The sequence below is a fragment of the Spirochaetota bacterium genome, assembly GCA_026415295.1.
In the GTDB taxonomy this organism is placed as follows: Bacteria; Spirochaetota; JAAYUW01; order JAAYUW01; family JAOAHJ01; genus JAOAHJ01.
Genome location: JAOAHJ010000003.1, coordinates 65,079 through 90,357 on the forward strand (window position 1 = coordinate 65,079; position 25,279 = coordinate 90,357).

18 protein-coding genes are annotated in these 25,279 nt (G+C 23.4%); 6 read left to right on the top strand and 12 right to left on the bottom strand.

Annotated features, from left to right (window positions below):
- Window positions 1-6: 6 nt before the first annotated feature.
- From N3A58_00675 to N3A58_00685, 3 genes are read left to right on the top strand one after another with little or no spacing between them, the layout of a single operon-like run.
- Window positions 7-5,007: a hypothetical protein gene (locus N3A58_00675; GenBank protein MCX8057912.1), complete on the top strand. Its 5,001-nt coding sequence runs from the start codon at window positions 7-9 to the stop codon at window positions 5,005-5,007.
- 2 nt (window positions 5,008-5,009) lie between these two features.
- Window positions 5,010-8,063: a tetratricopeptide repeat protein gene (locus N3A58_00680; GenBank protein ID MCX8057913.1), complete on the top strand. Its 3,054-nt coding sequence runs from the start codon at window positions 5,010-5,012 to the stop codon at window positions 8,061-8,063.
- 2 nt (window positions 8,064-8,065) lie between these two features.
- A complete protein-coding gene (locus tag N3A58_00685; protein ID MCX8057914.1) occupies window positions 8,066-9,634 on the top strand; it encodes a Mur ligase family protein in 1,569 nt (522 codons plus the stop codon).
- A gap of 68 nt (window positions 9,635-9,702) precedes the next feature.
- Here N3A58_00685 and N3A58_00690 read toward each other — a convergent pair whose 3' ends face one another.
- The gene (locus N3A58_00690; GenBank protein MCX8057915.1) at window positions 9,703-11,364 is read right to left on the bottom strand and encodes a hypothetical protein; all 1,662 of its coding nucleotides are present in this window, start codon (window positions 11,362-11,364) and stop codon (window positions 9,703-9,705) included.
- Window positions 11,365-11,530: 166 nt separating this feature from the next.
- Between N3A58_00690 and N3A58_00695 the strand changes: the two genes are divergently transcribed.
- The 3 genes from N3A58_00695 to N3A58_00705 all read left to right on the top strand — a co-directional run bounded on the left by N3A58_00695 (window position 11,531) and on the right by N3A58_00705 (window position 15,850).
- Window positions 11,531-12,988, top strand: coding sequence for a hypothetical protein (locus tag N3A58_00695; protein ID MCX8057916.1), 1,458 nt, complete (start codon window positions 11,531-11,533; stop codon window positions 12,986-12,988).
- A gap of 65 nt (window positions 12,989-13,053) precedes the next feature.
- A complete protein-coding gene (locus tag N3A58_00700; protein MCX8057917.1) occupies window positions 13,054-14,739 on the top strand; it encodes a S41 family peptidase in 1,686 nt (561 codons plus the stop codon).
- A complete protein-coding gene (locus tag N3A58_00705) occupies window positions 14,732-15,850 on the top strand; it encodes a hypothetical protein (GenBank protein ID MCX8057918.1) in 1,119 nt (372 codons plus the stop codon). Before N3A58_00700 ends, N3A58_00705 begins: the two co-directional genes overlap by 8 nt.
- Before the next feature lie 119 nt (window positions 15,851-15,969).
- Here the strand turns inward: N3A58_00705 and N3A58_00710 are convergent, their stop codons facing one another.
- The 11 genes from N3A58_00710 to rsxC form a co-directional block, all read right to left on the bottom strand.
- The gene (locus tag N3A58_00710; GenBank protein MCX8057919.1) at window positions 15,970-16,908 is read right to left on the bottom strand and encodes a thiamine pyrophosphate-dependent enzyme; all 939 of its coding nucleotides are present in this window, start codon (window positions 16,906-16,908) and stop codon (window positions 15,970-15,972) included.
- A 14-nt stretch (window positions 16,909-16,922) separates the two neighbouring features.
- Entirely contained in the window at window positions 16,923-18,107 is a 1,185-nt protein-coding gene (porA, locus tag N3A58_00715) for a pyruvate ferredoxin oxidoreductase (GenBank protein ID MCX8057920.1), read from the bottom strand.
- Window positions 18,108-18,155: 48 nt separating this feature from the next.
- Complete coding sequence (locus tag N3A58_00720) at window positions 18,156-18,458, bottom strand: 4Fe-4S binding protein (GenBank protein ID MCX8057921.1); 303 nt, start codon at window positions 18,456-18,458, stop codon at window positions 18,156-18,158.
- The gene (locus N3A58_00725) at window positions 18,455-19,027 is read right to left on the bottom strand and encodes a 2-oxoacid:acceptor oxidoreductase family protein (GenBank protein MCX8057922.1); all 573 of its coding nucleotides are present in this window, start codon (window positions 19,025-19,027) and stop codon (window positions 18,455-18,457) included. Before N3A58_00725 ends, N3A58_00720 begins: the two co-directional genes overlap by 4 nt.
- Window positions 19,028-19,234: 207 nt before the next feature.
- Window positions 19,235-19,675: a SoxR reducing system RseC family protein gene (locus N3A58_00730; GenBank protein ID MCX8057923.1), complete on the bottom strand. Its 441-nt coding sequence runs from the start codon at window positions 19,673-19,675 to the stop codon at window positions 19,235-19,237.
- 231 nt (window positions 19,676-19,906) lie between these two features.
- Window positions 19,907-20,731: an RnfABCDGE type electron transport complex subunit B gene (locus tag N3A58_00735; protein ID MCX8057924.1), complete on the bottom strand. Its 825-nt coding sequence runs from the start codon at window positions 20,729-20,731 to the stop codon at window positions 19,907-19,909.
- A gap of 42 nt (window positions 20,732-20,773) precedes the next feature.
- Window positions 20,774-21,358 (bottom strand): electron transport complex subunit RsxA, encoded by a 585-nt coding sequence (gene rsxA / locus N3A58_00740; protein MCX8057925.1) that lies wholly within the window; start codon window positions 21,356-21,358, stop codon window positions 20,774-20,776.
- Between the two features lie 45 nt (window positions 21,359-21,403).
- On the bottom strand, window positions 21,404-22,006 hold the full coding sequence (locus tag N3A58_00745) for an electron transport complex subunit E (protein MCX8057926.1): 603 nt from the start codon (window positions 22,004-22,006) through the stop codon (window positions 21,404-21,406).
- Between the two features lie 28 nt (window positions 22,007-22,034).
- Complete coding sequence (locus N3A58_00750; protein ID MCX8057927.1) at window positions 22,035-22,592, bottom strand: FMN-binding protein; 558 nt, start codon at window positions 22,590-22,592, stop codon at window positions 22,035-22,037.
- Window positions 22,593-22,650: 58 nt separating this feature from the next.
- Entirely contained in the window at window positions 22,651-23,649 is a 999-nt protein-coding gene (locus tag N3A58_00755; GenBank protein MCX8057928.1) for an RnfABCDGE type electron transport complex subunit D, read from the bottom strand.
- 116 nt (window positions 23,650-23,765) lie between these two features.
- Window positions 23,766-25,103 (bottom strand): electron transport complex subunit RsxC, encoded by a 1,338-nt coding sequence (gene rsxC / locus N3A58_00760; protein MCX8057929.1) that lies wholly within the window; start codon window positions 25,101-25,103, stop codon window positions 23,766-23,768.
- Window positions 25,104-25,279: the final 176 nt, after the last annotated feature.

Genomic DNA, 25,279 nt, shown 5'->3' on the forward strand with positions numbered 1-25,279 from the left:
GATAAGATGGATTGGGCTACAGCTTTTTTTTCTATAGGAGTTGCTTTTTTAATTATTATTATCACAAGATATATTGATAGAGATAGATTTGGACTTGAGAAAGTTAGAAAATTTATTGAAAAAAAGATGGAAGAACTTGATAATTTTGCTTTAAAAAAAAGTCAGGAAATAAAAGATCTTTCAATAGATTCAGATTTTCTTGTAAAAAAAAATGAAGCTTATTTAAAAAAGATAGAGGATGTTAATAAAGGAATCACTGAATTTTTTAATCAATTTGAAAGCCAAAAAGCTTTAATACAAAAATTTAAATCTGATTTTGAAAAAAATGAAGAGCTAAATAAAAAAATTAATAGTGATATAAATTTTATCAAAAAAGAAGTTTCAATTATTGATGATTACAAGCAAAAGATTGTTAAAATAAAAGCTCAATTGGATACTATTGATAAAAAAGTTGAAAGTTTATATAATGATATATATAAAAAAAATGATGATTTTGTATCTGAATTAAAAAGGATAACTGAAGAAAAGATCAACTTTGAAATTGAACAGCAAAGAGATAAAATTCTTAATTTTGAAAAAGAGATAGAATCCAACATAAAAGATTTACAGATAAAGTTTTCAGAAAATATAAAAAAGGTAATACAATATCTTTCTAATGTTACTAAGAATTTAGAAAGTAAAATAGATGAAAAATTTAACAAAACAGAAGAAAAAATATCAATTGTTGATAATAAGTTTGACGAATTTTTTAATAAGGCAGAAGGTAAATTATTGGAATATAAAGAAGAAGTTAATAAGATAGTTAAAGAAAAAGTATCATATTTTGAGGATTATTTTGTTAGTGAATTTGATAAAATAAATGTTAAAAAGGAAGAATTGACAGAATTTTTTAATTCATTAAATCAAAAAATTGTTAATTATTTAGAAAACTTTAATGAAGAAATACAGGAGAAGAAAAATATTATTAACTCGTTGATAGAAGAATCTTTAAAAAATTATAATATTAATTTTGATAGGCTTCAAAAAAATGCATATGAAATTATTAATAAATTAGATACTTCTATAAAGAAATTTGATAAAGATTCTGATGAAATAATAAAAAATAAAACAGATGATGTTTCTAGATATGTAACAAGAATAGAAGAAAGGATTAATAATTATAAAGATACAGTATTTAAAGAAATAGAAAAAAGATTCTTATCTCTGGATCTTGATACAAAAGAAATAATATCAAAAGGTAAAATTGAAATTGAAAATTATTTTTCTAATTATACAAATAAAATTGAAAAAGAATTAGAAGAATTTTTGAATGAACTATATAAGATAAAAGAGCAATTTGATATTATCAAATTAAATTATAATACAAATTTTTCAAAAGAAATAGATTTGTTAAGAGCTGAAATAGAAAATGATATTCAGGAGATAAAAAATAAATTTGATAATGTTTTAATTGCTTATGAAGAAAAGATTAAACAATATATAGATTCTAAAATAATTGAAGTTGAAAATGTTAACAAAAAAGTTGAAAATAATATAACTAAATTAAATAAATTCCCACAAGAGATTGATGATTACATAAATAATAAAATAATGGATATATACTCAAATTTTGAAAATAAAAAGAATGAAATATTAAAAGAGATTCAAGGAATTGAGTTAGAAATAGATAAAAGATTTAAAAATAAACAAAATGAAATTAACCTTTTTGTAGAACAGAGACTGTCAATTCTATATGATTCAATTGAAGAAAAATTAAAAGTATCATATGACAACTTAAAAAATATTGAAGACAAATATTATAAAAATATTGATGAATTAAATAAAATCTATCTGAGTTTTTCAAACAAAATAGATGAGAAAAATAAAGAATTTGAAGAAAAAATAGAAATATTTGAAAAAAATATAAAAGAGCTGGAAGATAATATTAATTCAAAAGTTTTTGAATACAACAATAAATTTAATAATACAATAGAAAGTTTATTAAGCAATAATGAAATAAAGATAGGTGAAATTAATTCAAAGATGAATGATGTAGTGAAAACAATGGAAGAAGAAATCTTAAAAATGAAAGGTTTATTAGAAGAAAGGGTAGAAAAAGAACTTTTGTTAGTAAAAGGTAGCATTGATGAGTTAAAAAATTTTTTTAATATAAATAAAAATGAAATTGAAAGTAGTATAAAGGAGCTTGAAAGTGATGTAAAATCAAAAGTTTTTGAATATAATAATAAATTTGATAATATAATCGAAAGTCTATTAAGTAATAATGAAATAAAAGTAGCTGAAATTAATTCAAAGGTGAATGATTTATTGAAAACAATGGGAGAAGAAATTTTAAGAATGAAGGGATTATTAGAGGAAAAAATAGAAAAAGAGCTTTTATTGGTTAATAATAATATTGAAGAGTTAAAAAATTCGTATTACAAAAACAAAAATGAAATTGAAAGTAGTATAAAGGAGCTTGAAAATGATGTAAAATCAAAAGTTTTTGAGTATAATAATAAATTTGATAGTATAATAGAGGATTTATCTCATAACCATGAGATAAAAATAGATGAGATTAAAAAAAGTTTTAATGATTCAATAAAAATAGTTGATCAAGAAATATTTAAGATGAAGAAATTATTGGAAGAAAAAGTACAAAATGAATTTACATTAGTTAATAATAATATTGATGAATTTAAGAATTTATTTAGTAAAAATAAAAATGAAATTGATAACATTATTAAAGAAATAGAATTGAATTATAAAAATAAAATAGATGGATTAAATAAATCTATTGATATTGAAATGGAAAAAATTAAACAAATGCTAAGTGAGAAGATAGAAAGTGAAACAAATTTAATTAATAATAATTTAAAAAATATTACTGAAATTACAGATAAAAGTAAGATTGAAATTGAGCATAAAATATCAGAGTTGAAGAATGAAATTAAATATTTTGAAAATGTTGATAAATTAATTCAAAATTTAAGAAAAGAGGTTAATGAAAGAATTGAGAATATAACTACAAATTTTCATAATGATATGATAAAAAAGATAGAAAAAGAGAAAGAATTTCTATTGAGTAAAATTCCTGATATTTATTCTAAAATTAATAAATTTAATGAAGAATATGAGAAAATTAATAAAGAATTAAATAGTAATTACAAAAAACTAGAATTAGATCTTTTGAATTTTAATAAAAAATTGAATGAAGAATTAAATAATTCATTTAATAAAAAATTTGATGAGATAATGAAAAATTTTGAAACCCTTGATTTAAAAGAAAAAATGTACGAGGAAAAGTTGAAGAATTATTTTAGCATTAAAAATGAGGAGTTTGAAAAAATTCTTTTTGATATGAAAAATACACTTGAAAATAAGAGAAATGAATTGATTGAAAATTTAAAAATGAATTTCAGTAAAAAGGTAGATGAAGTTCAAAAATATATAAATGATAAACTTGAATTCATAAATAAAAATGTTCCTGAATTTAGTGAAAATTTTAATAATTTTAAGTTAAAAATTGAAAATGATATAAATAGGGTTTATGAAATTGTTGATAAATTAACTGAAGAAGCTAATGCAAAATCAAACCAATTTAATGAATTTATTAAAGAAAAAGAGTCAGCAATAACTGGTTTATTACAAGATAAGGTATATTTATTTACAAAAGAGATTAAAGATATAAGTAAAGAGATTATTGATTCTTTTAATTCAGATAAGAATAGTTTAATTGAAAAATTTGAAGAAAGAATTAAAGAAAATGAACAAAATGTACTACTAACTTTTGAAGATATAAAAATAAATATTGAAAAACTTAGGAATTATCTTGATAATTTAGAAAAAGATTATTCTGACAAAATTGAATTTATTAAGAATGAAATAAGTGATAAAATGGATTTAGTAATTACGGATTATAAAAATAAAATAGATAAAGATTATAACAATTATAAAAATAATGTTTTAGAAGAACAAGAGAGAGTAAAATTATCTATAAAGAATTTACAACTTGAGATGGCTAATGAAATTGAAAATGCAATTGATGGATTAAAAAAGAAAATAAGTATTTATAAAGAAGAATTTGCTGAGTTTGAAAAAAACACTAAGTTTATTGAAAGAATAGAAGAATTAATTAAGAATTATAATCAATTTTATAATAATTTACTTAATCAATATGAACTGTTAGAAAATCATAAAATTGAAATAGATAAATTTACTCAACAATTCTCTTCAATAAAGGACGAGATAGATGAATTTAATAAAAAGTTCCAGGTTATTAAATCAGATAAAAAAATATTACTAAATATTGAAAATAATTTTGAAAAGTTAATTCTCTTATCTCAAAAGGCTGAGAATGAAATAAAAGATATAAATAATGAAATAAAATCTTTAGAAAATATTAAGACAAAAATTAATGAAGTAGAGAAATTATATCAGGAAGTACAAAAAAAATCTGATGAATTAAATAATATTCAAAATAAAATAGAAGATTTAAGTTATATTTTTGATAAGAATGAGGGGGAACTGGTAAAGACTGAATCAAAAATAAATGAATTAAAGGATGCAATAGCTAAAATCCATGCTTCAATAAAAGATATAGAAGATGAAATTGCTGGTGTAGATAAAAATCTTAAGATTGTTCAAAAGGAATCTTACAAAATAGAACAAGTACTTGAAAAATTTAGTCAAATGGATCTTCTTGTAAAAGATATTGAAAAAAGGAATGAGCAACTTCAACAGGCAAGAATATGGATAGCTAAGACAGAATCAAGACTTGCTGGCCTTGAAAAAGATGCAACTGAGAAAATTGAAAAACTTGAACTTTTATTGGAAAAAGGAGCCATGTTAGGAAAGCTTGAAAAAAAAGGAGAGAATATTGACTTAAATAAAAATCTTGATGATAAAAAATCAACTATTTTGGACCTTTATAAGCAAGGATGGAAGCCTGAAGAAATATCTAAAGTTACTGGAAAATCTATTGGAGAAGTAGAATTGATTATTGAAATTAATAAAACAAAAAAATAATTATGCTTCAAACAGAGATTCAAAAAATTAAAAATTTGATCAAATTAACCGATTATTCTAAAGCTTTACACATAATTGAAAAATTAAAAAGCCAGAATTATTGGAATTTAGAACTTGAAGAATTAAGAGCAATTTTATATCTTAAAACTGAAGAGTATAATAAAGCTTATGAAGCTTATAGCGAATTAATAAGTAAAAATGATAAAAATGATATTTACATAAAAGGGCTAATTGAGTCATGTATATTAGGAGGAAGATACGAAGATGCATTAAATATTATTAATAAATATGAAGAAGTAACAAATAAACCTGAGTATTTATATTATATAGGATTAATTCATCTCAAAAATAATAATTTTAATGATGCTCTTAATTATTATCTTGAGTATTTGAAATATTTTCCAGAAAATGAGAAAATATATAATGATATTGGAATAATTTATAAAAATCTTGAAAATCCTAAAGAAGCTATAAATTATTTCTTAAAAGGCATAAGATTAGATCCTAATTATTTTCTTACAAATTATAATTTAGCTATAGTGTATTTCCAAATTGGAGAATATGAAAAGGCAGAATACTATTTTAGAAAAGCTCTAAAAATTAATAAAAATTTTACTGAGATTTATAATTATCTTGGTATGATAGATATTCATAAGAAAAGATATGATAAAGCATTAAAAAATTTAAAAAAAGCTTTTGAAAAAGATCCAGATAATTTAAATGTTAAAAATAATCTTGCTATCCTTTATGATTATACAAATAATGTTAGTAAAGCTGAAGAATTATATAAAGAATTAATAGCTAAAAATAGTGATAATTTTATTTATTATATTAATCTTGCTAATATATTAAATAGAGAGAATAAATTTGATGAATCATTAAGTTATCTATTTCAAGGAATAAAAAGGTTTAAAAATAATCCAAGAATATATTCTAAAATTGCCGAAACATATTATCTTTCAGGTAACAAACAAGAAGCTTTAAAATATTTTAATGAAAGTTTAAAAATTCAATCTGATAATGTTGAAAGTTTAAAAGGAATAGGAACTATTTTATATGAGAATAAAGAATATAATAATAGTTTAAAATATTTTTTAGAATCTCTTAAATACAAAAATGATGATATTAATATACTTTTTAACATTGCAAGTATTTATTATTCATTGAAAGATTACGATAAAGCTATCTTATATCTTAATAAAATAATTGAAATAGATCCAGATAATGTTGATGCATTAATTAAATTGGGGCAATTATATTTTGACCTAAAATCATATAACCAAGGTTTTAAAATTTTGAATAAAGTCAAACAAATAGAACCAGATAATATTTATCCATATCTTATATTAGGTGATTACTATAAAAACAATAATATGTTAAAAGAAGCTATTGATGAGTACTCAAGAGTATTGAATATAAAATCTTTAAGAAGTGGTTCTAATTTAAATATTTTTAATAATACTTTAGAGGAATATGAAAATTTAATAAGAAAATTAAATAGAGATAAATTTGAAAAGTTGCTTCAAATTCAAAATAAATTTAAAAAAGAGTTTAGTAAAAAAGACAATTTACTTGGAAAGGAACCTATTTTATCTGATGAAATAACAAAAATTGAAAAAAGTTTTGATTTTGATAATATTGGTACTTTCATAGATGAAATTGAAAACCTAGATTTAAAAGAGACAGAAGTATTAGAAGAAAATAAAGAAGAAATAAAAGAAGAAGCAGAACCTGCAAACTTATTTGATTTAGGTGGTGTATTAAATAGAAAAAAAATGTCTGAAGATGATATTGAAAACGAAAATTTAATCAGAGAAGAAGAAAAAGGTAAAAGTAAAGAAAGAGAAGAAGATTTGGAAAATAATAAAAATGAACCATTCTACTTATATGGATTTCAGGGTTTTGATAAAGAAAAATTAACAGATGATCAATATGATAAAACTGTTTTAGATAAACTTAATGAACTTAAAAAAGATGTTAAAGATATTAAAGATAGTAAGGAAAACATATTTGATAAAGATAAATATAAGACATATGATAAACTTGAAGTTCCGTCTAGCTTTGAAGAGAAGTATAAAATCGAAGAAGCTTATGAAGAGGAACCTTTAATTAAACCTACAAAAAAAATATTAAAAAATAGAGAGCCTCTCAAACATGAGAATATTAGTGAGGAAATTGAAGAGTTACCTATAAAAAAAGGAACTAATTTAGTTGATAATGAAAAAGAAAAAGGTATAAAAGGAATAAATGATACAATAAAAAATATTCCACCTATAAATATTCAAGTTTCTGGGAATGCAGGTCTTCCAGGTAGTCAACCTATAATAACACAACCTCAATATATATCTCCTTCTTACCCTCCATATTATGAATCCATCAAAACTAAAAATGAACCTTATATTAATCAGCAATCCTCAAAAGATCATACAAAAATTGTTGACAAAATTGAATTTGAAACTTTTGAAGCATCAAAGGATGAAATTCAAAAAGAAAAAGTAAAAGATAATAACTTAAATAAATATAATTATCAGATCCCGGAATATACTCAATTCTATTCACCGCCAGTTTATCCAAATATACCTCAATTTATACATCCTAAACAATTTGAAAAAGTACAAAATATCAATGATAGAGATCAAGTATCAGGAAATAAAAACTATGAAGATACTATGCCTTATAAGCCTGAAGTTAGTAGTGATTTAGAAGAAAAAGGGGGAAAACCTCTTTCTTCTCAACCTAAAAATAAGGAGAATTTAGAAGAAAAAGATAAAAAATTATTCAATGATAAGAACCAAGAAGATATGACTGATAAAGATTATAACGAAGATTACATAAATCCAAATGAGGTTATAATAGTAAGTGATGATGAAAAAATTGATGAATTATTAGAAAGTAACTGGAATGATAAAAATGAAAGAATTAATTTGATAACTAATTCTCTAAAAATACTTGGAAAATATTTTAATGAATCTCTTACTAGTTTGCCTCCTGATAGGAAGCTTGAAATAATAGCGGATGAAAAGTATAAAAAATTATTGAAGTTCATTCAGGAGTGAAAATGAATGATATTTATTATAATAAAACTCTTGACTGGATCTACTCATTTACTAATCTTGAAATAAATAGAAGCAAAGATAAAATAGAAGATAATTATAAGTTAAAAAAAATAGAAAATATTTTAAATTATTTTGGTAATCCACAAAAAGGTAAATTTATAGTTCACATTACAGGGACAAAGGGAAAGGGTTCGGTTTCATATATATTAAATAAAATATTTATAAAAAATGGTTATAAAGTTGGGTTATATACTTCACCCCATATTTATGAAGTAACAGAAAGAATTAAGGTTAATGATAAAGAGATTCCTCAAGAAAAGTTTATATTTTATGCTAATGAAATTAAAAAATATGTTGATACTATAAAGAGTAAAGAATTAATTCCTACTTTTTTTGATATATTAACATCTATTGCTTTTCTTTATTTTAATGATGAAAAATGTGATATATGGGTTGTTGAAGTTGGTATTGGTGGGAAGTATGATTCAACAAACATAGTAGATTCAAGCTTATCTATTATAACATCTATTTCAAAAGATCATACTGAAATTTTAGGCAATACTCTTGAAAAAATAGCGATGCAAAAAGTTGGTATTGTAAAAAAAGATAAACCTTTAGTTACTGGTAGACTTATTAAAAAAATTTATAAAGTAATAGAAAATGAGACAAAAAGGAATAATTCAGAATTTATTTATTCACCCGATTATTATCAAATAAAAATTGATGATTTTATTATTAAAAACAATGAAAATAAACTAGAAAATGGTCCGAGCGAGTTAAATAAAAACATAAAAAATCATTTTTATATATCTGATTATCCATATATTTTGCAAAAATTTAAAGTTATTAATAAAAATAAGGATAAAATAATTAATAAATATAGTTTTAACTCTTCTTTAATTGGTACATTTCAATTAAATAATTTTTCTGTTGTATTTTCAGCGGTAGATATATTAAATAGGTATTATAATCTTGGAATAAAAATAGATTTAGAACTTTTTGAAAAGATATTTTATCCAGGAAGATTTAATTTATTTAAGGTATTTTATAATGGGAAAAGAATGAATTTAATAGTTGATGGCGCTCACAATGGAGATTCAGCTAAGCAGTTTTCAAAAACAGTAGAAATTTTATTTCAAAAAGGGATTTTAGAAGGAAATAATAATTTATTAGTTGTTGGAATGATGGCTGATAAAGATCATCAAGGTATTTTGAAAGAGATAATTTTCCATGGAAATACTATATTTTTTATTGAACCAGATATGTATAAAGATTGTAGAATAGAAAATTATGAGAGCATATATTTAAAAATAAAACATGATACTCAAAAATACTTAAAAATAAAATCGGATTTTAATATTGACTCTGAGGAAATAATAGTTGATGAAAATCAAAATTTACATAAGATGAATCCTTATAAAGTTAATTTTATTAATTCTATTATAAACTTATATAGCTTAACAAATAAAGTCTTACCAGATAATATTTATTTTACAGGATCTCTTTATTTGGCATCAATTGTGTTAAAAGACATTCAAAAAGTTAAAAATATTAAAGAGATTCAATATTAATATCAATAATAACTTTTTATTTAGAATAAATAGTTAATCAATAATAAATTTAAGATAATGTTTATAATTTAATTTTGATCTAAAAATTCAATACATTTTTCTATAAAAGATTTATCGAAAGAAAATAATGAAAGTAAAGTTATAGCATTTTTAGGGACCTCAAGTTCATCTTTTATTTCAACAATAGAGTGGTCAATCATCTCAATTATTTTTTCTTGAGGAAAGACCTTATTTGTAATAATGGATATAAGTTTGCTGACCTTTTCTTCATCAATACCTTTAATTCTGAATTTCTTGCAATTAATATCTTTAGAAATACCCTCATAGTGAGTTGAAATAAGAGAAAATGAATTTGATGTAGATAAAAAATATGCGATGGTTCTAGCAATAGCTTTTCCTTCCTGAGGATTAGTACCTTTAGCAGGTTCATCAAATAAAAAAAGATAAAAGTTATCTTTTTCTTTCCATATATTCTTAAGAGTAAAAATTTCATAACCAAAAGATGAAAGACCTTCTTGAATAAGTGTTTTTTCTGGGCCTGATATAAAAATACCATTAAAAAGAGGTATTGTAATTTTTTTTGCAGGAACCATTAATCCAGCATGAACAAGATATGCAATTTGGGCAATAGTTTTTAATATACAAGTCTTTCCTCCCATATTTGATCCGGTAATTATAGATACCCCTTTTGATAGATTGATGCTTAGTGGTGTATATTTTAAATTCTTTGCTAAAAGACTTTCTTCGAGATATAAATTACGCCCTTCTTCTATATTAAAACAGTTGTAATCTATTTCAGGAATAATACCATTGATTTGAATAGCGAAAGTTACTTTGGTTAGGAAAGAATCTAAAATTCCAATATTTATAAAAGCTTTCAAAATATCATTTTTTCTAAGAAAAATTTTTTGAGATATATAGTTTAATATTTCTATTTTTTTTTCATAAATTTTTTTATCAATTTCTTGTATTTGATACTCTATATTTAATATTGCTTCATTTTTTTTGGGGGTTACTTTAATATAAATATAATTTTCTTCAAGTACTATAAAATTATCAAGATTTTGGATTATTAGATTATATATTTTATCTTCTTTTAATATTATCTTTGGACAATCAAACATGAAATTAATATTAAAGTTTTTATTTAATTTACTTAAATAATTTTTTTCTTCCTTTTTTAGTTCTGAAATAAGAATATCCTTATCATTTATTAATTTTTTATATTCTAAATCAATATCTTGGTGTAAATAAAAGGTGGGATTTTCTTTATTAAAAGGATCAAAGATTTCAAGAATTTCATTTAATTCTATATTATATAAATCAAGATTAATATTTGTAATTTTAAATAAATTAAAAATATTATTATACTTAAGTATAAATATTTTTAAATCATAAAGATCTGTTTCATCTAGTAAGTTAAAATTGCTTAGGTAGGTTGATCTGATATTTTTAACTGATGATAATTCTATTTTTAATTTTTCAAGTAAATTCTTGTTATTTAAGAAAAATTCTTTTCCTTCTTTTTGTAATTGATAATCTATTTTAATTTTATCTTCATCACCTTTTTTATAAAATTTTTCAAGATTGAAAAAGGATTCTTTTCCAAAAATTGTAGAGAATACAAGTTTTTCTTGTATCTTATCAATATCAGCTTGTTCTTTATTAAATATAAAATTCTCAGTAAAATTTAGTAGTTCATTTAATTTATCGATTTCAAAATTAAACATAAAATATAAATTTTTTTTATTTATAAAAATTAAAACATTAAAAATAAAATTGACAAGTATTAATTAAAAATTATAATTTTTATAAAATGAATAAATATTAGAATTTATCTATATAGATAAATTAATTATTAGGAAAATTTAATTAAAATAATTAAGGAGCAAGTTTATGAAAGAAAATTTTATATTTAATAATGAAATTAAAAAAAATATTGTTAAAAGTGCTATTAAACAGAAAAATAAATATTTAAAAAAATATAAATTTGATTCAAATAAGAATTATAATTATAAAGTAGAAAATATTGATCTTTTAAATAGATATTTTAAAATTCTTAGGATTAAAAAATCAGAAGAAATTAATGAGATAGATAAAATTAAAAATATAAATGGTTTAATTGTTGGTAATATCAGAATGGGGTATGGGCATTATAGGATATCAATTGCAATTGCTTCATGTGCATCTTACTTAGGTTATACTCCATTATGGTTTGATTTTTTAGATTTCCCAGGAAGTCCAGCTACATCTATAATAAAAAAATTAAATGATCTTTATTCTTTAGGTTCAAGATTATCGCAAAAAATTCCATTATTTAATAAATTATTCTGGGAACCATTAACAGCTGAAGGTTTTAAAAAATTGTCATATAATTTTAAAGATCTTAAAATGACAGAATTATTTATAGATATATTAAATGGGATTTCTAAAGAAATTCCATTTGTCGGAACTCATGCATGGCCTGCACAAGCTGCAGTTCATTCTGGGTTTAAAAAAGTTGTAAATGCTATTCCTGACAACTGGCCTCTTGGACTTCACTTAAGCGAAGGAGCTATTCATACTATTCAAACATTTTCATCACTTTATGGTTATTCAATTCTAAAAAATATGGATAAAAAGAACAAAATATTGAATCCTATTCCAGAAGATAAAATTATTTATACAGGTCATTATATAGATCATGAACTTGTTTTTAATATTGAAAAAGATTGTGATCAAAGAATAACAAGAATTAATAATAATTTAAGAAAGAGATTGCTTTTTTCAATTGGAGGAGCAGGAGCTCAAGTAGAATATAACTTAAAATTAATATTATCTTTAGTTGATGATATAAAAAAAGACAAAGTTACTTTATTTATAAATTGCGGGGATCACAAAAATGTTTTTAATTTAATTTCAAATGAATTAAAAAAATTTGATATAAACTATGAAGTGCATAACGATAACAATGAGTCTATAAATTTTGCAGAAAATGTATATAAACAAGATGTTAAAGGAGTACATATTTTTATTAATAATGAGATTTTTACAGCAATTTATCTTACAAATATTTTAATGAGATCTTCAGATATACTAATTACAAAACCAAGCGAATTAGCTTTCTATCCTGTGCCAAAAATTTTGATTCAGAGAGTAGGAGGGCATGAAGCTTATGGTGCTATTCACTCTTCTGAAATAGGTGATGGAACTATTGAATGTGAAACTTATGATTTTGGAATACAAGCTATTAAACTACTTATTGAAAGAAAAAGTTTATTAAAATTATATTGCGAAAATATTATTAAAAATAAATCCATTGGTATCTATAATGGTGGATATGAAGTCATTAAAATTTTTGAGAAATATTTTTAATACTTTTTAATTTTAAATTTAAAGAAATTTATTTTTATATTTTTAAAAAGATTAGTTGTTTGAAGATGAAATATTTTTACATAAGAAATACAAAAAAAGAAATTTTAATTTTTTTCTTTAATTTTCTATTATGGCTTTCCTTTCCTTCTCCTATAATTAATAATAATTACAATTATAGTAATAAAGATATTTCATATGAATTTATTGATATAGATAAGTTTACTTTAATTAGGAAATTTAATTTACAAAAAGAAAAAAGTATTTTTGATTCCTCAATAATAAAGTCAAATTATGAAATTGGAAAAAATTTTAATTTATTGAAAAATTATCTTGAAGAAGTTTATCATAAAATTGACTTAAACCAATATATTTTTGAAGGCAATCCTTTTGTACTATCTTCTATAAATAATATTATTGCTAAAGAAGATTTAATTCAAGATATTAATAAATTATTTATAATTCTTAAGGTTATTTATCCTGAAAGTTTTATAAACATTGATTTTATTAAGAAACTTAATATTATTGAAAATGAGTATCTTTATGAATTAGAAAAATATATAAAAGATAATAATATAAAAAATGGTTTAATATATAAAAATATAGCTTTGGAGATTTTAAAAAGAGTTTTGATAAAATATATAAATAACGGTCATTTTATTTTGGATAATAAATTCAGTTTATTTAATAAAAGAATATTTTTTTATAATAATAAACTAAATATATTATATAATTCAGATGAAAATTTTTTTTATTTATATGAGAATAGTGTTTATTTCAAGATTGAGTTGATAGACAATGATATTCCTTCTAAATATTTATACTTTAGTTTTGATAAAAAAGAAAATATTTTTATAGGAAAATTTATCAATTATGATCAAGTAAAATTTAATAAAGAACATACAATTGAAATATTATTAAAAGATTTAAATGGCAAAATTATTAAAAAAGAAATTAAGCTGCTTCCACTATATTTAAATGATTTTTCTGAGGTAAAAGATGATAATAAAATCTATAAAGATAAAATTTATTATTGGAAAAGAATTAGAAATATTAATTATATCAGAGTTAAATCATTTGATAGCATGTATGATAATTATTTAAAAGGATTTGTGAATGATGCAGAAAAATTAAAAAGAGAAAAATTTATTATTATAGATTTGAGAGATAATAATGGAGGAAGTTTAAAATATATTCAATTGTGGTTAAATAAGTTTTTCTCATCTAACATTGATTTATTTTATAGAGGTTTTTCATATGAAAATAAACTACTTTATTTACTTAAAATGAACTATTATAAATCAATTAATAATATAGAATCATATAAGTATAATTTAAATAAATATTCAATAATTGAAGAAAAACAATTTTCATTTGATATTATAGATAATAAAAAATATAGATTAGAAAATAAAGAAAATGATAATTATATATTTATAATTCAAAATTATAATACCTCATCAGCAGCAGAGGTATTTATAAAGGTTCTTAAAACATTTAAAAATGTTTTTCTAATTGGAACAAACTCAAAGGGTGTTATGAATTTTGCTGATCCAGCATTAATTTATCTTAGGAATTCAAAAATTATTTTTTATATAGGAACAAAGATTATTGATCATGATTTGCCTTATAATCCTGAAGGAATTGGGATATTACCAGATATTTGGACAATTGAAGAAAGTTTAAATTATAAATATTATATTGATTTAATTGAAAGTATTTGTAATTTGAAAAAAAAACAGAATTATGATTGATCTTATTAAGGAATTTAAAATAGAAAATAACAAGATTTATTCTATAATTGGTATATCTAAAAATTCTGGGAAAACAACTCTTCTAAACTATTTAATCAGAAATATTGATAATTTAGGGAAAAATTACTTTTTGACATCAATAGGTATTGATGGAGAATCAATAGATCAAGTTACTAAAAGTAGCAAACCAGATATTTATATTTCAAAAGGGAATATTTTTACCTCTTCAAAGATTTTTATTAAGGAATTGAGTACCAATTTTGAAATAATAAATTGTATAAATGAAACAACAATATTAGGAGATATTTATATTTGTAAAGCTAAAAATAGGTTAAAAGTGAAAATATGTGGACCTTCTACGAATGAAAAATTAAAATATCTTACAAATAATTATAGAAATTATGTAGATTATATCTTTATTGATGGTGCTTTAGATAGAATTTCAACATGTTCACCCCTTATATCGGATGGTTATATTCTTTCAATATCTACAGCTTACGCTAATACAGAAAATGAATTCATAAATCATCTCAAAAATTTACATTATAAACTACGCAGTATTGAAAAATTTAATGAAAACATATTTTGTGAAAAAGTATTAATACATTTAGAAAATAAAATAATTGATAATCAAATAAGTAATGTTAATAATTTAGAAAATATTAGGAGTATTTATAAAAATTTTAACTATAATATTTTTTCTAATTCTATTGTTTTATTTAATAAAGATATGTCCTTTGTTAAAACTAATTTATCTTCAATAATAGGAAATGAAGACTTTATAATTAATTATATTGATAAGATAATTTTTTTGTATGTTCCACAAGCTATTACAGATAGAAGCTTGGAAAAATTAGTTAATAAATCAAATAGCTTTTTTTATATATTATTAAAAGATCCTTCTAAAAACTTCATTAGTTTTAATTATTATAGTTTAATAAAAAAAAGAGGTTTTGATATTTTTTATTTATATAAACCTGAATTAAAAGGTATTACCACCTCTTCATTTCATCCTTATAAAAAAATTTTATTAAATCCAATAAAATTAAAGAATATTATAAAAGAATATTTTGAAGATATTAATATTTTCGATCTTTTTTATGATACTTAATGCTATTCTTTTAAGCAAATTTTAATTAATTTTTATAATTTTAATATTATATATTTTATAAATATTTAAATAAAAAAAGCAGGAGATATAAATCTCCTGCTTTTACACAAAAAATTATTCTAGAAAAATAATTTTTTACCTTCAAGTGAAAGTAATGTTTCCCAATCTTCATCCACCTTTTTTTGAATATCATCAATAACATTCTTATAATTTTCATTTTTTAATAGGTGTCTAAATCTTGATTGTAATTTTAGAAACTCAATAACTGGTTTTTTCTCTTTTGGTTTTTTAATTTTTGTTAGGATACCATTTTCTACTTCATATATAGGCCATATACATGTTTCAAATGCAAGTTTAGTAGATTCAAGGGTAAGATTTGATGGTATACCCCATCCAGGAACACATGAGGATATAACATTAATAAAAGAAGGTCCTTTTATAGAGAAAGCTTTTTCAGCTTTTGCTATAAGATCGTTATAATCATGTGGTGAACCTTGAGCTACATAAGGTATGCCATGTGCAGATATTATCCATGTTAAATTTTTAGGATACTCTTTTTTACCATATGAAATTTTACCTGAAGGAGCAGTTGTTGTAGTAGCACCTTTTAAGGTTGCAGAAGATCTTTGATATCCTGTATTCATGTAAGCTTGATTATTGTAGCAAACATAAAGCATTTGATGACCTCTTTCTAAAGCTCCAGATAAGGCTTGTATTCCAATATCATAAGTTCCACCATCGCCACCTAACCCAACAAATTTAACATTTTGTTCTTTAATTCTTCCTTTTTCAACAAGTATTCTATATGCTGATTCAATTCCTGAAATTGTTGCTGCTGAATTTTCAAAAGCATTGTGCATAAAAGGAGCAAGCCATGCTGAAAATGGATAAATTGTTGTAGATACTTCTAAACATCCTGTAGCACATGTGAAAACAATTGGATCATTGGTTCCTTGAGATATATATTTGACAATTAAAGGAGCAGTACATCCAGGACATAATCTATGACCACCGGTTAATACTTTTCTTTTCTGTATTAAATCTTGTATTTTTGCCATAATTAATTTCCCCCTTATTCGATAAGGTTAATATATTTTTGTTCTAGTGAAATGTTTCCTGATTGCATCATATTATTTAAATCATTTATAGTATCTTTTATATGATCAGGATTGATATCTCTACCACCAAGACCATATATATAGTTTTGAACTAGTGGTTTATTGTTGGTATTTCTATATAATGAAGATAAAATTTCAAGATAAAGAGGTGATCCGCAAGCTCCAACAGAAGCTGCTCTATCAAGAACACCTATAATTTTTGCATTTCCTAAAATATCTGCTACTTCTTTTTCTGGGAATGGTCTAAAAACTCTAATTTTTAATAAACCAACTTTAATACCTATTTTTCTCATTTCATCAATAGCAACTTTTGCAGTTCCGCATGTTGAGTTCATAGCAATAATAATAATATCAGCATCATCAGCTTTATAAGTTTCAATAAAATCATATTTTCTACCAGAAATTTTAGAAAATTCTTCAAAAACTTGTTTAATATACTTTTTAGAGTTATTCATTGCTTCTATTTGTGTTCTTTTGATTTCAAAATATGAATCAAAAAGTGAAAGAGAACCAAAAGTCAATGGCTTTTCAAAATCAAGTAAAGTATATTTTGGTATTCTTGATCCAACAAAATTTTTTATAACAGAATCATCATAAACTAAAACAGGCTCAGTTGAATGAGAAGTAACAAACCCATCAAGATTAACCATTACAGGAAGTAAAACATTATGATTTTCAGCTATTTTAACTGCCATTATAGTATTTTCATATGCTTCCTGGTTGTTCTCTGACATTAACATGATCCATCCAAAATCTCTGGAAGCAAAAAAGTCAGAATGATCACAGTGTATGTTTATAGGACCACCAAGAGATCTATTAACAACAGGCATTACTATAGGTAGTCTTAAACCTGCTGCAATGAACACTAATTCGATCATAAGAGCAAAACCATTAGCTGAAGTAGCTGTCATAGCTCTAGCTCCAGCAGCAGCTGCTCCCATAGTTGCAGACATTGCAGAGTGTTCTGACTCAACTTCTATAGTTCTTGTTTTAACTTTTCCATCAGCTACCATTTGTGAAAATTCTTGTACTATAGGAGTTTGAGGGGTAATAGGATATGCAGCAACAACATCTGGTTCTACTTGTCTCATAGCTTCTGATACGGCTGAGTTCCCGCTTAATAATAATTTATTTGGCATTTTTTCCTCCTAATGATCACTTTAATTAAATTAAAAATTTTAGAATGATTATTCAGAAAATTCAGTTTCAGGTTTCATAATTATAGCTTTGTCTTTTTTTGGACAAACATAATGACAAAGACCGCACCCTTTACAAAAGAAATAGTCATAATCTTTTCTTTTTATTTTTCCATTGTCATTATAAAAAGGTATAGCTTCATCAGGGCATTGCTCAACACAAAATAAACATTGTATACATTCAGTTTCGTAAAAAATAGGTCTTTGATCTCTCCAATCACCTGCTCTATATTTTCTTGAAGTTCCACCTTCAACAAGAGCTCCGATCATTAAATCTTTCCATGATTTACTCATATATTTTTAACCTCCTTTACAGCTTCTTTCATTACTTCAATATTTTTTTGAAGCATTTCATCAGATAATTTTTTACCAAAATAGTTTTTAAAGGCATTAATAAGTTCATCAATGCTAATTATGTTAGTAGCTGAAGCAAAAGCAGCTAACATAGGAGCATTTGGATAAGCTTTGCCAAAATATTTTATAGAAATATCATTTGCATCAACAACATAGTATTTAATATCAGGGTTTTTAATTTTACTTTTTATCTTTTCAGGAGACTTTGCAGAATTAATAATTATGGCACCACCTTTTTTAAGGCCAGCATCTAATTTTTCAGCATCTAACAAAGTATCATCAAGAACAACAACATAATCAGGAGTAGTTATTCCAGAATGAATCAATATTTCAGAGTCAGAAATTCTAACAAAAGATTTTACTGGGGCACCTTTTCTTTCTGATCCATATTCTGGAAAAGCTTGGATATTTTTACCTTTTTCAAAAAGAGCAGCAGCAAGAATATCTCCAGCAGATTTAGCTCCTTGGCCACCTCTACCATGAAATCTTATTTCTATCATATTTGACATCTTAATTCCTCCTATTATCATTTATATAGGGTTATTTTTCTAAAGTATAAAAAAAATAAATATTAAGTCAACAAAAATAAAATATTATAAAGTATTCTAGATTTGGCTAAAACATGTAAAGCTATATGAAATAAAAAGATATGAAATAAAATGAATATTTTAAAGATTTAAAAATATTATAAAAATATTAATATAATAATTTAAATATTAGTCTTTATCTTCTACTTTTTTTATGTTATATTTAATACTTTTCTCAAATTTTCTATCAATTATTTTAACAATTACTAATGATAATAATAATAGAACAACACTCATAATAAAGGAAAGAAGAACTTTTATATTTTCTTCAAATTTTGAAAATATTAAAAAATATCCTAAAAATATACCTAATAAAGAGAAAACAAAAGGTATACCATAAACTATTAAACTCAACTTTAAAATAGATATATTTTCTAATATAATATATACTTCTTCATTTTTATTAAAATTCTTATTACTATCGTCTAAAGGTATAACAAATTCCTTATCATTAGCGTTACAAAAGCTTTTTGCTTTGCAAGAAGAACAGCTTTCATTATTTTCTACGATAATTTTAACATATAGATTTTTATTATCACTATTTACAATTATTGCTTTTTCTTTTATCATTATGAAATACCCTTTTTGGTTAATATTTTAATAAGATTGGATAAAATATCTATTAAATTTTTCAATAATTTTTAGTTTAGATGTTTCACTATATTATGTTATATTTTTTATATTTAATAATTTTATAAATTAAATTACTAAAAAATGTGATCATAGATAAAAAATATAATAAAAATTATTAGAATTTAAGAATATTTAATATTAAATTTTTTATTAATAAAATTTTTCTAACTATTTCTTAATATTTCTGTTTTTATTGTAAGCTGCAGTTGGACATTTTTCTCCATATTCCCATTTAATTTTATCATATAGATCAAAATTAATAACTGCAAGATTATCAATAAGCTTTAGAGCTTCTTCATTCCCATCTTTTTGAGCGTTTCTAACACAGATACCACAAGCAATACATGCTTTTTGACATATATTTTTAGCAACTAAAGTAGGATCATGATTTTTACAATATATAAAAATTTCTCTATCTATAGGGTGAAGCTCAATTAAATGTCTAGGGCATGCTTCTACACAATTTCCACAACCTGTACATTTTTTTGTATCAACTACAGGAATTCCTATTTCAGAATCTATTTTTAATGCATCAAAAGGACAAGCCCTTACACATGTTCCCATACCAATGCATCCATATTTACACATTTTTGATACATCAGTGGATGAAAAATAAGCAAAAGCACAATCTTTTACACCGTTGTAATGACCTATAAAAGTTGCAAGATTTAAATCTCCCTGGCATAATATAATAGCAACCTTTTTTGTTATTTTTTCAGCTTTTACACCTAAAATTGCTCCTATTTTCTCTGTAGTTTCATCACCACCTACAACACATTTATTAATTTTTTCATTTTTTAGAACAATAGCTTCAGCATACATAGCGCAAGATGCATAACCACAACCACTGCAATTAGCACCTGGCAATGATTTCTCAATCATTTCAATTCTAGGATCTACTTCAACATGGAATTTTATATTTCCATAAACTAAAAAAACAGCAAATATAGCACCAGTTAATCCCATTACTAAAATTGATAATAATATTGTCATAAAAAACTCCGTATTATAAATAGATTAATAAAAAATTTTTAATTAAAAAGAAAAGAGTCCAGAAAATCCCATAAAAGCCAAAGCTAAAATAGCTGCACAAATAAGTGTAATTGGAGCCCCTCTAAATGGTCTTGGTACATCTGCAAATTCAAGTTGCTCTCTTATTCCTGCCATAAGAACGATTGCAAGGGTAAAACCAATACCAGAACCAAGACCAAAAATAATTGATTCAATAAAATTATATTCTCTTAAAGCTTGTAGTAAAGCTAATCCTAAAATAGCACAATTTGTAGTTATGAGTGGAAGAAATATACCAAGGCTTCTATATAGAGCTGGAGAACTTTTTTTAATAAACATCTCTACAAATTGGACAAGTGCCGCTATAACAAGAATGAAAGAAACATATTGTAAGAATGGGAGCCCAAGTTTTATAAGGAAGATATTATTTATTATCCAAGTTACAATTGCAGTTAAAACCATAACAAAAATTACTGCAAGTCCCATTGAAAGTGCTTGGTCAATTTTCTTTGAAACTCCTATAAACGGACATATACCTAAAAAGTATGTTAAAACAAAATTATTTATAACTATTGAAGATATAAATAAAAAAATAAGTTTAGTAAACATAATTCATACCTCTTTTTTTAAATTTTAATAAAAAATTTATTTTTATTAATAATTTTTATTAATATATTTATATAGAGCAATTAAAAATCCTAAAGTAAAAAAAGCACCTGCTGGAAGTATCATAATTAACATAGGGTCATAAAAAGATGAAATTATTGGTTTTCCTAATAACTCGCCTTTCCCAAATATTTCTCTTATTCCACCGATTAAAATTAAAGCTAAAGTAAAACCAATTCCCATACCAAGAGAGTCAATAAATGAATCAAACACAGGATTTTTAGTAGAATATGCCTCGATTCTACCCATGATTATACAGTTAACAACTATTAATGGAACATAAGGACCTAAAGCCTTTGATAGATCAGGGAAAAATGCTTTTAAAAAAAGATCAGCTAATGTAACAAAAGTAGCAATTAATACAGCATAAACAGGAATTCTAACTTCAGATGGTACTAAATTTCTAATTAAAGAAGCAAATATTGCTGAAAAAATTAGTACGAAAGAGGTAGCTAATCCCATCGCAATTCCATTGATAACTGAAACAGTAACAGCTAAAGTTGGACACATCCCTAAAATTTGATAAAATGTTGGACTTTCTGCCCAAAGACCTTTTAAGAAATTTTTTTTAATATTTTCTAAGTTTTTCATATTATGCTCCAGAAATATTAATTTAAATTTAATTATTTGATTTAATGATTATTTCTTTTGCTACTTTTAGAGTCGAATTTAAAATTTTAACAACAGATTTTGAAGAAATAGTAGCACCAGATATAGCTTCAATTTGATTCATACTTTTATCTGGTTTCTGATTTTTTACATATGTTATTTCTTTTTCCGTAGATAAATCCTTAAATTGATCTCTAAATTCCTTATCAATAATTTTTGCTCCAAGTCCAGGGGTTTCTTTCTGATCTAAAATAAAAATATCTAATATTTTATCCAGCTCTTTATTAATAGAGAATAAAATATAAATATTATCTTGGTAACCTCCACCAAAACAATAAATAGCATAACCAACTATATTATTATCATCTGTTAAACCCTTATAAATTTCAAGGTTTTCCGAATTTAGTTTTTGAAATTTTGTGGCTTCTGGAAGAACAATCTTTAATGCATTTTCAAGAGCTTTTTTAGAGTTTAAATTTATTTTATCTATAAAATTTGTATAAGCAATAGAAAGAAATAATCCTGATAATATACAGACTACAAAGAGGACTATTATCATTTTTTTCATAAATTCTCCTATATATATAATTAAATAATTTTATATTGATTAAAAACTTATAGAAAAATTAAGAGCCAAATGTTTTAAGCTTTGAATATTTATTAATTAATGGTGTAAAAGAGTTCATAATCAGTATGGAAAACATAACACCTTCTGGGTATCCTCCAAAAATTCTTATTAAAAATACTAGTAACCCAGCTCCAACTCCAAAAATAATAATTCCTTTGTTTGTAAATGGAGTTGTTACCATATCAGTTGCCATATAAAAAGCTCCTAACATTAGTCCTCCAGCAAATATATGAAAAAAGGGTGATGCATATGTAGATGGATCAATTAAATGCATGATCCCTGTTAAAATAAATACTGTTCCAATATAGGATAATACCATTCTTATATTTATAATTTTTAAAGATAATAGTATTATTCCTCCTAAAATAATTGTTAGAGCAGATGTTTCTCCGATACTTCCACCAACTTGTCCTATAAATAATTTTAATAATGGAGTGAAAGTTTTGTCAAATTTAGAGAGAGCAAGTGGTGTAGCAGAACTTACAGCATCTAAAGTTTTGCTTGCAGATGTAGTATTTGCTTCAAGAAATTTGAAAATATTATTAGGATTAATATATGAATTTGCTGCAAGTGATGCTGGATAGGCAGCTGAAAGAAATGCTCTTCCTACTAACGCTGGATTCCATATATTTGAACCAATACCACCAAATATTTCTTTACCTATTAATATAGAAATAAAAGCTCCTAGAGCAACTTTTTGCCAAGAAATAGTAGGGGGTAAGCTCATAACTAAGAGTAAAGCTGTTATAATAGAAGAAAGATCGAAAAAAGATTTATAATTTTGTTTTCTAATAATTTTAACTAAAATCTCTGTCAAAATTGCAAAAGTAATAGCGGTAATGTATAGATAGAAAACCTTTATTCCGAAAAATAATATAGATATAATAATTGTTGGGATTAATGATAAAATAACAATTAACATTATTTTTTGAATAGATATATCTTTTTTCAAATGAGGAGATACTGATATTATTAATTCTATTCTATTTTTTTCCATTTTTGCTCCTTTCGATTTTAATATAAATAATTATTGATTTATTTTTTATCTATATTTATGTAAAATTTAAAATTATATTTTTTTATAAATCTAAATAGTATTTTATTAAAAATTATTTATACTAGACCTTTATATCTAATGTAACTTTTAGCATATTTAATCCATCCAACAATTTGAATATTTGCAGGGCAACTATAAGAGCAACTACCACATTCAATACAGTTATATAAGTCATACTGTTTTATTTCATCAAAATATTTAGCCTTTGCTAATTCGGCAAGTTTATTTGGAAGTAAATTCATTGGGCATACTGATATGCAACTAGAGCATTTAATACAGTGATTTTCTTCTGATTGTATTTGAAATTTTTTGGTTAAACACAAAATTCCACTAGTTCCTTTTGTAGTTGAATATTCTAAATTTGGTAATGCTTTTCCCATCATGGGACCACCTAAAATAACTTTCATAGTGTTTTCTTTTAATCCACCACAAAATTTTATTATATCTTCAATTATCATCCCGTTTGGGACTATAAAATTTCCGGGTTTATTAATAGCATCCCCTGTTACTGTTATAATTCTATCTATTGAAGGTTTATTGTAGTAAAAAGCTTCATATATTGCAAATAAGGTTCCTACATTTGAAACTATAGCTCCAACATCAAAAGGGAGGCCTCCCTTAGGAACTTTTCTTTTAGATACTGAATAAATTAACATTTTTTCAGCACCTTGTGGATACTTCGTTTCAAGAGGTACCACTTCAATAGGCATATTGAATTCAGCTTTTAATTCGTTAAATCTTGTTAAAGCTTTTCTTTTATTGATTTCTATTCCAATATATATTTTGTTAAAATTAAATATTTTATGCACTATTTCAATTCCTCTTAAAATTTCCATAGTTTTTTCAAGCATCAGTCTCGAATCAGATGTCAAAAATGGTTCACATTCAGCACCATTTACAACAAAAATATCTATAGGCTTATCTTTAATTTTATCATAAGCAGATTTATATTTATAATAAACAGGAAAAGTTGCTCCTCCCATTCCTACAATACCATTTTTATGTATATGATTTAATATTTCTTCAGATTTTAAGTTATCTAATTTTATTTCTATTTTGTTCCATTTATGGTTTAAAGTTTCTTCTTTGTTAACTTTTATTTCTATATGTTCAACTATATTACCACCAGGAAGAGGTTTTTTTATAATGTTTGTAATTTTGCCTGAAATTGGAGAATGAATATTGGCTGAAACAGTACCTTGAGATTCTCCTATAATTTCACCTATTTTAACTTCATCACCCTTTTTTTTGATACATTTTGCAGGAGTACCTAAATGTTGAGAAAGTGGAATAGAAATAGTATCAGGTAAATCAATATTTATAATTGGTAAATCATCTGTTATTTCTTTAAAATAGTGAGGGTGGATACCTTTACTAAAAGATTTGATTTTCATAAAATCTCCTTAGGAAGAATAAAAATATTTTTGTAAAAATTAACACTGTTTAAAATAAAATCAAATTAAATTTATTTTAAAAAATTTTGATAAAAAACTTAAATTATTATTAACAAAGAATACATAAAATTTATTTTTATTTTTTAATAATTTTTAATAATAGAATTTGTTTATTA